General features: G+C 46.1%; 7 protein-coding genes and 1 pseudogene. 6 read left to right on the top strand and 2 right to left on the bottom strand.

The annotated features are described in order from the left end of the window. The 5 genes from QZW47_RS29920 to QZW47_RS29900 all read left to right on the top strand — a co-directional run. Positions 1-2,168, top strand: a 2,168-nt coding sequence (locus tag QZW47_RS29920) for a protein-arginine deiminase family protein (RefSeq protein ID WP_293136344.1), incomplete at its 5' end; no start/stop codon positions are given. 341 nt (positions 2,169-2,509) lie between these two features. Then, on the top strand, positions 2,510-3,481 hold the full coding sequence (locus tag QZW47_RS29915) for a hypothetical protein (protein ID WP_293136308.1): 972 nt from the start codon (positions 2,510-2,512) through the stop codon (positions 3,479-3,481). Positions 3,482-3,566: 85 nt separating this feature from the next. Continuing rightward, a complete protein-coding gene (gene pruA, locus QZW47_RS29910) occupies positions 3,567-6,542 on the top strand; it encodes an L-glutamate gamma-semialdehyde dehydrogenase (protein ID WP_293136306.1) in 2,976 nt (991 codons plus the stop codon). A 258-nt stretch (positions 6,543-6,800) separates the two neighbouring features. After that, positions 6,801-8,474 (top strand): glycosyltransferase family 39 protein, encoded by a 1,674-nt coding sequence (locus QZW47_RS29905; protein WP_293136304.1) that lies wholly within the window; start codon positions 6,801-6,803, stop codon positions 8,472-8,474. Between the two features lie 153 nt (positions 8,475-8,627). Then, positions 8,628-9,107 carry a hypothetical protein gene (locus tag QZW47_RS29900; protein ID WP_293136295.1) on the top strand — a complete coding sequence of 160 codons (480 nt, stop codon included), beginning with the start codon at positions 8,628-8,630 and terminating at the stop codon, positions 9,105-9,107. 125 nt (positions 9,108-9,232) lie between these two features. On the opposite strand, the gene QZW47_RS29895 is transcribed toward QZW47_RS29900, so the two are convergent. Then, a complete protein-coding gene (locus tag QZW47_RS29895) occupies positions 9,233-11,269 on the bottom strand; it encodes a S8 family serine peptidase (protein WP_293136292.1) in 2,037 nt (678 codons plus the stop codon). 103 nt (positions 11,270-11,372) lie between these two features. On the opposite strand from QZW47_RS29895, the gene QZW47_RS29890 reads away from it, so the two are divergent. Then, entirely contained in the window at positions 11,373-12,422 is a 1,050-nt protein-coding gene (locus QZW47_RS29890) for a UPF0104 family protein (protein WP_293136289.1), read from the top strand. A 397-nt stretch (positions 12,423-12,819) separates the two neighbouring features. On the opposite strand, the pseudogene QZW47_RS29885 reads toward QZW47_RS29890, so the two are convergent. Further along, positions 12,820-13,026: pseudogene (locus QZW47_RS29885) on the bottom strand (ISKra4 family transposase); the annotation flags it as partial.

Here is a 13,026-nt window from a genome sequence, read left to right as displayed (position 1 = left end):
AAGCCGTTGTCATTGGACGCACTTCTAAAGCCGATCCCGCTACTTGGGAACAGTCACAACGCCTGTGGCAGATTGCTATCAATACCCTGCGACTCATTCCCCACGGTTCTTTGTTGGCTGAACGGGCGATCGACAAAACCATCGAATATCAAGGAAACCTCACTCTCGCTACCTACGAATGGCAAGTAGCACGGTCTGCACAGAAAATTAGAGCCGAAGAAGAACAGGTAAGAGAAATCGCCCGCAAAGAACAAGAACAAAAAGATTTTGCTCGCCGAGAAATAGAGAGAAAAGAACAAGAGAAAAAAGAATTCGCCCGCCGTGAACTAGAAAAGCAAGAATTTGCTAAGCAAGAATTAGTCCGCAAAGAACAAGAAAAACAAGAACTAGCCCGCCAAGCCAAAGAAAGGGAAGAATTAGCACTAAAAGAACTCGCCAGACAAGAATTAGCACAGCAAGAACTCGCCCTCAAAGAACAACAAAAACAATTAGATATCAATCCTCAACCAACTTCTCAACCAACTCCTCAGCCAACTTCTCAACCAACTCCTCAATCAACCGCAACCGCAACTTCCGCCCCAGTTACGCCCGCAGGCTTGCAGACTAACTTCTTCTTTGCGGGAGATACTAACAGAGATGGCAAAATTAATCAGTTAGACGAAGCCGGAAAAGAACAATGGTCATTGTCCAGCGGCGCGCTAATTGTGTTTGACGATCGCAATAACGACGATCGCCGCAGCAAAATACCGACTTGGCAAGATACCAAAGTTAGCGTTCCCCGTCGCGCAGCCATGCTTTCTCAAGTTAACTTAATCCTGTCGGACAACTTCAAAAAATCTCAATTATTCATCACTGCTGATAGTATTGGCAGCCCTCATATCAACGTTTTTCAGAAAACTGCCGGCGGCTGGAAACCCGTCGATATATCCGGTGCAAAACCCCTGATTTTTAGCGCGAATATTGTTTTAGGTGTGGAAGCTAAACAATTTGCAGATCGCAATTGGAACGGCACTGTTAATCTCAAAGCAACTGCCGAAAACAACGGTCAACAAATCGCCACCGCTACCATCCAAATGGGCGTTAGTCCTTGGCTAATGCCCGCTAATACCGCAGCAGTTACAGAAGTTCAGGTTAGCGACAGAGGCTCGGCAAATAGCGAATTTATCTCCCAACTTAAACAAGCTGTAGAACCCACAGGCGCTCAAGTTAAAATTATCCAGGGTGATAATGCTTGGATGCAAGACACTCAGAAAAATGGCTACATTCAAGTTCCACAAAAATTAGATGTGCGTCAAGTTAATGTCGCTATCAAAAGCAATCGCGAATCAGATAAAAAGCAGCCTGCTAAATCAAATAAACAGCAGGATTTGAGAGTATTTAAAATTGGCAACCCTCGCTCTTTAGACCCGGTGAGCCAGTGGTCTGATGGCTACGGAAATTTGCAGGTAACTCCGCCGATTCCCGGACATCCAATGGGTCGAGTTTATTATGGTAATTCCGGGAATGTTAGTTTTAATGCAGAGGTACTTGATTTTATTCAAGCTCAAAGAATTCAAGGCCCTGCGGTGGATATTGATACTTCTTGGCTTTTGACTCGCCAAGTCGATGAAATTATCAATTTTATTCCCACTCAAACTCCCGGAAAATTTATCATGGCGATCGCCAGTCCAGAAGCCGGAGTTAGGCTGTTGGAAGAATTGGCAGGCAAAGGTTACGGCGATGTTGCTATCAATCGCGGTTTGAGCACTGAAACAACAGTCAGCGCTGCTTTGAGAAATCCTGCTTTAATTCAACACAATCTCAATCTGCAAAAGCAGAAACTAAATCCGATCTTAGAGAAGTTGAAAAGAGAGTTTGCCCTCGCCGATGACCAAATCGTTCAAGTTCCAGTAATGTTTGGCTACAGCGGTTATGCTTGGTGGCCGAATATGGTCAATTCGGTGCCAGTTAATGGGAAGTTGTTAGTTTCTAATCCTCGCGGGGCGATGATTGATGGTCGAGATTACACTCAAGAAAGATTGCGCCAATTGCTGCTTCCCGCTGGTGTTAATGTGACTTTTCTCGATGATAGGTATTATCAAGAATTGAAAGGAAATGTGCAGTCGGCGACGAATACTGTGAGAAAGGGAGAAGAACGACCTTTTTGGCAATCTTTGCCTAATAATTGAGTTCGGTAGAAAGTTGCGATCGCAATTTGTGCTCAATATTTACCAGGTTTGAGCGTTCGGACTTTAGTCCTCAGTGCGAGCCTCCCGCTCTCACAGGTTTGAGCGTTCGGACTTTAGTCCTCAGTGCGAGCCTCCCGCTCTCACCCTCAGTATCATTGGGCCATCACCGGATTTGATATAACTAGGACTTACGCACGGGTGGTTAGAAACCGGGTTTTTTACCTAATCTCTGCACTATAATGAAGGATTTTCGTGAAAAACCCGGTTTCTTTGCCCTTAATGCACAAGTCCCGATCGCGTAAAATGTCTAAAAGCAGTATTTGTACAAGAAATTTAGCCCTATGAGTAACGAACAGGAAAAAAATCAAATTTTGACTCAGCAACCGGAAACAATTGCCACTGACAGCCATGAGTTCAATCGCGCTGCAAATACCAGTCCCGGTTCTACTTCAGAACCGGCAGAAACTCCCACGGAAAATTTCGAGGTTGAAAACGCTTTAGCAGCAACTTCCGTACCAACAGAAACTTCCGCTGAAATTGCCGCGCCCGAAGATATTTCACAGACAATAGACGAAACAGAAACAATTCCAATCCCCGCCGAAAGTGTGCCAGAAACCAGTCAAATAGTCGGTTATTCTCAACCCACGACTTACACCGCCAATCCCCAGCCGAAACAACCTAGAATCTGGCAAATATTGGCAGTTTTTCTGAGCGGAATGTTAGTGGGTTCCGTCCTCAGTCTCGGCGCTTTCCTAGGGTGGAAAATGTATCAAGAAAGAGCAAACATTCAAATCAAACTGCACTCCGACGTACCGCTCCCCGAAAGCCCTCCGCCTGTCCCAGCAGCGCCCGCTAACCGCCGGCCAGGACTCCCCCCAGCACCCCAGCAGGCACTGCCCCCAACAATTGCTCCGTCGCCGAATCCGACTCAAATACCATCCCTGTCTGGTGTTCCGCAGCTTGCTTCCCCGTCGCCGCTGCCGGAGCCTGCTGCATCTGGCGCTGCGGTGGAAACCCCTGTAACCGAGCGAGTTAGCTTTCAGGCTGGTGCTACCGGAACTACTCTCAGCAACAGTTTGCGAGCTAACAAATCCAAGCGCTACTTGCTAGGATGCAATAGCGGCCAAAGCATGACAGTAAAGGTTCAAGAAGGTCAAGTTAGCGCCGACATTATTGCTCCTAACGGTGAAAAAGTAGGTACTGTTGATAGCACAGGTCAGTGGCAAGGTCAACTAGCCAGCAGCGGCGATTATACTATTGAAATTTCGGGCGATCGCCAAGCAACCTATGGAGTTAAAATTGAAGTCAAATAGCAAGTATAATCGTATCAGGGGATAGTTGCAAAATACATCAACCTACCCTGGTTGCCAATTACCAATTACCAATTACTAATTACCAATGGTCGCACAAATATCTCCAAGCATCTACGAATCAAAGACTCAGGAAATTGCTAAAGAAATCCTTAAGGCAACTCAAGACAAAAAGCGATCGTTTTTTGGTCAACTGCAAGACCAAATGCGCTGGGACGACAAGCTGATGGATTGGGCGATGGCTAGCCCTGGATTGCGGGTGCAATTGTTTCGATTTATTGACTGTTTGCCGGCCCTCCGCAGCAAGCCGGAAATTGCCCGCCACTTGCAAGAATACTTGACTGTGGAAGAGGTAGAATTGCCGGAAGCTTTGAAAAAATTGCTCAGTTTTACTAACGCTGATTCGATTCCTGGACAATTGGCGGCGACGACGGTTGCGCCTGCTGTGGAAACTTTGGCGCACAAGTATATTTCTGGGGAAAATATCAAGCAGGTAATTAAAACCTTAGAGCGGCTTCGCAAAGATAAAATGGGTTTTACAGTTGACCTTTTGGGGGAAGCTGTGATTACAGAAACTGAGGCGGAAGTTTATCTAAACCGCTATTTGGAATTGATGACGGAATTGACCAGTGCAGCTAAGAATTGGTCGCAGGTAGATGCGATTGATAAGGCTGATGGCGAAACTCTGCCGCGAGTGCAAGTATCTGTGAAGTTAACGGCTTTTTATTCTCAGTTCGATCCGCTGGATGCTAAAGGTAGCGAGGAGAAAGTCAGCGAGAGAATTCGCCTGTTGTTGCGGCGCGCCAAAGAGTTGGGGGCGGCCGTTCACTTTGACATGGAACAGTACGCCTACAAGAGTTTAACTCTGAGCATTCTCAAAGACTTATTGTTAGAGGAAGAGTTCCGCAGTCGCACGGATGTCGGAATTACCATGCAGGCATATTTGCGCGATAGCAAACAAGATTTGCAAGGCATTATTGCTTGGGCGAAAAAACGCGGAAATCCGGTAACGGTGCGTGTGGTGAAAGGCGCTTACTGGGATCAGGAAACTATCAAGGCGATGCAGAAAGATTGGCCGCAGCCTGTCTATAATGACAAGGTTGCTACGGATGCAAATTTTGAAGCAATGACTCAGTTGTTGCTGGAAAATCACGAATATTTGTATGCTGCAATTGCCAGTCACAATGTCCGATCGCAAGCCAGGGCGATCGCAATTGCCGAGACTCTCAATATACCGCGCCGCCGTTTTGAAATGCAAGTGCTCTACGGTATGGGCGACAAACTGGCTAAGCTTTTGGTCGATCGCGGTTATCGCGTCCGAGTATACTGTCCCTACGGCGATTTGCTCCCAGGGATGGCCTATTTGATCCGCCGATTGCTGGAAAATACCGCCAACAGTTCGTTTATTCGGCAAAGTTCCGAAGAAATGCCGATCGAACAATTATTAGCCGCCCCAGTCGCCAATGGCAACGACCAGCTAGTTTACACCAAAGTATTCCCCAACGTCGCTGATACCGACTACGCCAATACCAAATTGCGCCAACAAGCCGAAGCAGGCATCAAATTAGTGCGGGCTAGCCTAGGTCAAACCTACTTACCGCTAATCGACGGCGAGTATCAAAACACCGAAACCACAGTTAACTCTCTCAATCCTTCCAATCCCGCAGAAGTAGTCGGTAAAATCGGATTAATGTCCGAATCACAAGCCAAACAAGCCCTAGAAGCAGCCAAAGCAGCCTCCACCAGTTGGCGTAAAACCCCCGTTCGCCAGCGCGCCGGAGTCCTCCGCAAAGCAGCAGAATTGATGGAACAACGGCGCCACGAACTATCAGCTTGGATGGTGTTTGAAGTCGGTAAACCTGTCAGAGAATGCGATGCCGAAGTTTCCGAAGCTATTGATTTCTGTCGCTACTACGCTGACGAAATGGAACGGTTGGAACAAGGGCAAAATTATGATATTCCCGGAGAAAACAACCGCTATACCTATCAACCGCGCGGCATTTCCCTGATTATTTCCCCTTGGAATTTCCCCCTAGCAATTCCCGTCGGGATGACAGTTGCATCATTGGTTGCAGGTAACTGTACTTTGCTCAAACCTGCGGAATTTTCCACAGTAATTGCTGCAAAAATAGCCGAGATTTTGCTAGAAGCTGGAATTCCGAAAGGCGTATTTCAATACGTACCTTGCAAAGGTTCAACCGTCGGCGCTTACATGGTGAAACATCCCGATGTTCACATGATTACCTTCACCGGTTCCCAGGAAGTTGGTTGTCAGATTTATGCTGATGCTGCGATTTTACGGCCGGGACAAAGACACTTGAAACGAGTCATCGCCGAAATGGGCGGCAAGAATGGCATTATTGTTGATGAAAGTGCGGATTTAGACCAAGCAGTTGCGGGCGTAGTTTATTCGGCCTTTGGATATAGTGGCCAAAAGTGTTCTGCTTGTTCGCGAGTAATTGTGGTCGAGTCGGTGTACGATGCTTTTGTGGAAAGATTGGTAGAAGCCACGCGATCGCTCAATGTCGGCCCAGCCGAAAATCCCGGCACTCAAGTCGGCCCTGTCATCGATGCTTCGGCGCAGTCTCGCATCCGCGAATACATCGAAAAAGGTCGCGCGGAAGCTAAGATAGCCTTAGAAATGGCGGCGCCGGAAACCGGTTATTATGTCGGCCCAGTCATTGTGACGGAAGTAGCGCCGAGTGCAACTCTCGCCCAAGAAGAAATTTTTGGCCCAGTTTTGTCAGTGATTCGGGCTCATAATTTCAATGAAGCGATTAACATTGCTAACGATACGAATTTCGCGTTAACTGGCGGATTGTATTCTCGCACGCCTTCGCATATCGATCGCGCCCAAGCCGATTTTGAAGTCGGAAACTTGTACATCAATCGCGGAACCACCGGCGCTGTGGTATCCCGCCAACCCTTCGGAGGATTCAAACTTTCGGGAGTTGGTTCTAAAGCTGGCGGCCCGGATTATTTGCTACAATTCCTCGAACCGCGTACCATCACCGAAAATATTCAGCGCCAAGGTTTTGCACCGATTGCAGGAGTAGACGATTAATCATTCTTAAGGTTCGTAGTAAGGACTTCAGGGTGCATCTGGTTTTTGAAGAGGGCGAAGCATGACCGCATATAAGTTATTAGTTATAATCTCATATTGACTGCGGTCATGCTTCGCCCCTACAAACATATTTGCTTGCAGATACACCCGGACTTCAGTCCTCTTTCTGGCTTTGAAGAAAGAAGGACTGAAGTCCTCACTACGAACCTTTTCCTAGGGTGATATCAACCAAATTCTGCGAGATTAGCTATTTATCAAATGGAATCTACTAAAAATCGCGATCGACTAAATTCTCACAACCCTCCACTTGAGAAGTGGTTGAGATTTTTAATTATAGCTGTATTGGCGATCGGCATTTTGTTTCGCTTTGTCAATCTCGATCGCAAATTCTACTGGATAGACGAAAACTATACTTCTTTAAGAGTTTCCGGCTACACGGAAGCCGAAATTATCAAACAAATTTCATACCAGAAAATAACCTCGCCCTCTGACTTCCAAAAATACCAACAGATAAATTCCCAAAAAACTTTAAGCAATACCCTAAATTCCTTAGCAACAGAAGACCCCCAACACCCGCCGCTATATTACGTACTAGCGCGATTTTGGGCGCAGTGGTTCGGCACTTCCGTTGCAGCAATGAGAAGTTTGGCAGCAGTGATTAGCTTGCTGGTATTTCCTGCCATTTATTGGCTGGCTTGGGAGTTATTTGAATCTCCCGCTGTGGCGTGGATGGCGATCGCAATTTTCGCAATTTCTCCCTATCACATCCTGTTCGCCCAAGAAGCCAGACAGTACAGTTTGTGGACAGTAACTACCATTTTATCCAGTGCAGCCTTGTTGCGAGCAATGCGCCCTGAATCAACTCAAAATAATCTCGCCTTTGTTTCTAACTGGGCACTTTACGCGATCGCAGCCACACTAGGATTGTACACCCACTTATTATTTATTTGCGTAGCCGCAGCCCACGCTATCTACGTCGCAGTTATCGCCAACTGGCGCGATGTCAAAACATTTATTGCCTATTATGCAGCAGCAATGGTCGCCTTAATCTGCTTCATGCCTTCCCTTGTCAATACTGTAGAAAACTTCAATCAAGTTAGAAGTACCACAGTATGGGCAGAACAGACAAATTTCTTAAGATTAGTTAGCAGGTGGGTGGGCGCTGTCACCATAGGATTTTTTGATATTGGTATTGATGGAACGGCCAACGCCGCACAACTAGGCTTAGTCATTCCTGTTGGCATCATAATTCTAGCTTTAGTCGGCTATGCCCTGTATTTTCTGTGCCGACAAACACCAAAACGGGTTTGGTTATTGATATTGTTATTAATTGCCACAACTGCCTTATTTTTGGCAGTCCCCGATATACTTAAAGGCGGAAGGCGATCGGCAAATCCGCGATATTTAGTTCCTTGTTATGTGGGAATTCAGTTAGCAGTTGCTTACCTGTTGTCTGTGAAAGTTAGCAACAATTTTGATAATTTAAAACCACAAAGACTGTGGAAAATAGTCATAGTTGCACTGTTTTGTTCGGGCATTATCTCGGGTGGAGTTAGTTCTGGGGCCGATAGTTGGTGGAATAAAGGTAGTGGTTGGTTGCGGGCAGAATTAGAAGTAGCTGCGATTGTCAATCAAGTCAGCAATCCCCTCATTATCAGCGATGCGAATATAGCATACATCATGCCTTTAAGTTATCGCCTGCAACCAAAAGTTAAATTGCTAGTCGAACCGCGCTGTTATACTTCTTGCTACCAAAATCGAGAATTAGCACGGAAAAAACCACAACCGCCCAAAGTTCCCGCCGGTTTGGGCGAGTTGTTTTTATATAGACCATCCTCAGCTTTGCGATCGGCAATTGAACAGCAAAACTATCAAATAGATCCGGCGGTTGCTAATGTAGAACTCAATCTGTGGAAAATTACTAAAAAATAATGTGACAGAATTAAGGCAAAAAAATCTGGTTTTTCGCGAAATACTGCCCAGAAACCTGATTTTGGGAAGTATGTCGCAAGTAGAGTAGGACAGAGCTGCGTTTCGCGGTAAACTAGAAATTAAGAATAACAAAAATAACATCAAAAATCTCAAATGACAGTCACTGAAACCTCCAATATTCGCAGACTGCTGTGCGATCCTGACTTAGGGCTAATTCCTCACTTAGAAAAATCCCTGAAAGACTTACACTCGTCTGCGATCACCAATGGAGAGAAATTTAAGGTAGAACCTTACGATATCGAACTCAAAAGCTGCCACACTCAGAAGCATCCCAACGACCAAAAACCCCTTGTCACTCAGTCAGTGTTAATCAAAATCCCCCTGAGTGGGCAAGTTCAAGACAAGATGCACCTCTATCTGATCGCCAGTGAGTTGCAGAACCAAATCGACATCAAAATTATCGACTGGAGTGCCTTAGAACGCCGCCAATACGACATTCACGGCATCCCCTTAAAGCAGCCGATTACCAAAATAGACGGGGAGATGAATTACGAGTTAGTATTCGATCGACCAAGTTACTGCTGCATTACTCTGTGCCGCCAATTTGACTTGACTTACGCCGCCAATTATTAAGATTGGAGATAAGAGTCGGCGGTTGAAACCGCTACTACACAAACCAAGTCCGCCTCCGCGGACTCAAGGTGTGCAATGCACACCTTGTGATTATTTTGCACATCGCGGGTAGCACAAAATCGAATTTAAACCGATCGACTAGAAGTTTCAGCCAAAATCTGCTTAATTTGAGCAGGAGTCAGACTGGGATTGGCTTGTAACATCAAAGCTATCACCCCAGATACGTGCGGCACTCCCATCGAAGTACCCGCAAAATATCGATAGGGAACCCCCGGTTGAGAAAGCGGCACCGTTGAATAAACATCCCCAGCATCCGCCCTTCCACCGTCGCCGCCCGGAGCGACAAAATAACTAATTGTGTCAGATCCTGCCCGGTTAGAATAATCTGTAAACAAGCCATTCCGGTTAACTGCACCGACAGCAATTCCTATCTCATTGGCAAACTTAGCCGGATAATCTGAGTCGGGGCGCGCATCATTTCCGGCTGCTGAAATCACTACCACGCCCTTGGCTTCCGCCGCTCGAATTGCGCTTAATTCGCGATCGTTGAACTGTTGGCCACCAAAACTCACATTAATGATTTTCGCACCATTTGCCACGGCATAATTAATCGCATTAATTTCATCTGTAATTTTGCCTACTCCTGTGCTATTGAGTATTTTCAAAGGCATAATCTTCGCAGTCGGAGCCGTTCCAGTTATTCCTACTCCATCTTTTTTGGCAGCAAGTAAACCCGAGATATGAGTACCGTGGCTGTTATCATCCATCGGATCGTTATCGTTGTTAGCAAAATCCCATGCCCGGAAATCGTCTACAAAGCCATTACCATCATCATCTACGCCGTTGCTAGCTTTATTTCTCCCCGCAGCATCAACGCCATTTTCTCCCCCATTGCTCCAAATATTCCCCGTTAAATCCGGGTGATTGTAATCAACTCCACTGTCGATAATTGCTACGACAATGCCATCTCCAGTCAAGCCCTTCGCCCAAACTTCAGGAGCTTTAATTAAGTCTCTGCCCCACTCGTCGCCGCCCAAATCGGGAACATCAGGAAAAGTTGGCACACCTTGAGCTTTAGCGACTGCTGCCGCTGCATTCACCAAACCAAACCCAAAACGAGAGTCAAAAACAGGTGAGTTACTGGGATTATTAGGAACAATATTTGCAGGAGTTGCAGATAAATTTAGGGTAAAATTTGTATTACCTTGGTTTTGATAAACTCGGACAAAATATGTTCCTGCTGCTAAATTTTTGAGGTCGATCGACTCTGGTGATAAACCTGATTCTTGAGAAGAAGCAATAATATCGGTAACGTCAATAGAATTGTCGCCGTTAATATCTTTAATTACAGCCACATTAACATCGGCGCTAAAACCGCTGACAGTTAATTTAATGTCGTTAGTTCCAGGTAAAGTAAAGCGGTAAATGTTGTCGGGGCGGGCGTTGCTAACCGCGTCGGCGATGGTTTGAGTGTTGCTCAAAACGCCTAAATCACGGGCTTGGCTGAGTTGGTTTCCCGGTGCGGTATTTGTAGAGATGAACTTACCGCTGAGGTTTTGTGGAGATGTGTTGGCGACTAAGGCTAAAATAGCACCGGATTGGCGAATTTTAATTACTGTATTGGGAGTGCCCGAAACTGTTTCTAAAGTGATGTCTGCTTCGGTAAGATTGTCAGTTAGTTCGATCGCATCCTCAGAACTGTTAAAGTCAGTAATCAAGTCAGCAAGCGCCGGATCGGAGACTGGAGAGTTGCTGCGAAGAACAAAGATATCTGCGCCCAAACCCCCCGTCAGCGTATCTTTGCCTCCATCACCCACTAAAACGTCGCTACCGTTGCCACCGTTGAGGCTATCATCCCCCCTACCTCCTTGCAAGCTATCGCCGCCCTTCCCGCCAAACAGGAAGTCATTACCGACACCGCCGTTAAGCAAGTCATTCCCGACACCGCCGAAGAGTGTATCGGAATTGCCGCCGCCGAGGAGTTGGTCATTACCATCATCACCGTTGAGGCGATCGGCATCCGAGGAACCGACAATAAAATCATTACCACCGAGGGCAAAAAGTCCGTTAGGATAAGGAGTCAAAAAGCCCGGAGTTAAGGTTAAACTGTTGGGGTTATTGTCTAAAAGATAGGAAAATCCGTCTGGGCTCGGGCCGGCCATTGAAATTTACTCCTTAAGTGCGATCGATCTAAATTTTAAATAAAATACATGAAATTCAGGTTAAAAAATCTACCATCCCAAATTCACTAATCAGGATCGGAAAATGGGAAAACCACGCTTGCATCGAATTCAGAATTTTTTCAACCTCGCGAAAGCCCGTTTAAAGCCTTATTTGCGCTATGCGATTTTGGGCGGGACGTTTTTATTTATTGCCCAAGCTTTGGCGACTCACTGGCGAGAAGTCGCGAATATCCAAATTCGATCTGAGAGTTTTCCGTTGCTGGCGATCGCCCTGGGCGTCACTTTACTATCTCTAATTTTGGTCGGCTGGGTGTGGATGTTAATCTTACGGGAATTCCGCCAACCTGTAAATGCCGCCTGGGCGATTCAAGTTTTTCTCAAGACTAATATTGCCAAGTATTTACCGGGGAATATTTGGCATTTTTGGGGTCGCATCTCGGACGCCAAAAAGGGAGGGATTGCGCCCAAAGCTGCTACTCTCAGCGTTTTGCTGGAACCGCTGCTGATGGCTTCCGCAGGTGTGCTAATTGGGTTGATTTGTTTTGATAAAATTAATGGGTTTTTGCGGATTTTCGGTTGTGCTGCTATTTTGACGGCGATTCATCCCCGAATTTTAAATCCGATCGTCCTATTTGTAGAGCGGTTGAAGTTATCAAAGAACAAGGGGGAAAATCCAGAGGTTGGAGAGGTTGCAGGCGATCGACCAATTTCGCGTTTAGAGTCTAGCTCCAATCTATCTAAAAAAACCTCCCGTGTCAAGTCCCAGCGCCAAATTAATTTGCCAATTAAACGCTATCCTTTAGTGCCGTTAATCGGACAAATGTGTTTTATCGGATTGCGGGGAAGCGGTTTTTTCCTAACGGTAATGGCTTTAAACCCGGTAAATTTTATCGATATTCCCAACTTGTTCGGTGCTTTTGGTTTGGCGTTTGTTGTCGGTTTAGTCGTACCGGGTGCGCCGGGAGGGATGGGAGTTTTTGAAGCAACGGCGATCGCCCTTTTGTCCGATCGCTTTTCGACAGGTATAATTTTGAGTACCGTGGCTTTGTATCGGCTAATTAGCATTCTGGCAGATGTTGCGGGTGCTGCTTTGGCAAAGCTCGATCGCCAGCGCGATCGACATATTAAGTGAGTGAGTGCGAAGATATATATAGCCTTTCTCCGAAACATGAGGAAGTGGAAGCTAATTGGTCATTGGTCATTGGTCATTGGTCATTGGTCATTGCTTGTGGCTATAGGTTTTTTCAGGTTTATGGAGCCAAAAACTCTCGTTAGTGCGAAAACCCGATCGCAGAATATGGTATACCTCATGGAGAGTGAGAACCGCTATAAGTGGGAATTGGTAGGGAAAACTATAGCTGTTTTAAATGCGGTTTCTGCTAGCAGTATTAATGTAGCGAATTTCACTTTGATTGAAACATTCTCTTTCTTCTCCGACTCTGTGTCACCAGTTTGAGCGATAGAAATCGCACTACACAATTCGTTGGTAGTGAGGAATGAGAGGGGAGCATCCCGGTTTTGCAAAAGCCTCAAATGGCCCTCCGGTCGTTGAGGTAAGCACAACGAAGTTTTAGCATTTGATTGACATTTTTTTTCAACCATTGAGCCCGGGAGATTTTCAACCTTCTATCTATTTGTTTGACCGTCGATTCCACGGCTCCCGAGCCTCGGCGAACAAATCTTGTCTGATGATAATTGCTCATAGTTAACAATTCTAGAGCGATGCTTTTCTAGAT

The organism is Microcoleus sp. bin38.metabat.b11b12b14.051 (assembly GCF_013299165.1).
GTDB lineage: Bacteria > Cyanobacteriota > Cyanobacteriia > Cyanobacteriales > Microcoleaceae > Microcoleus.
This window is presented reverse-complemented; position numbering and strand designations above follow the sequence as displayed.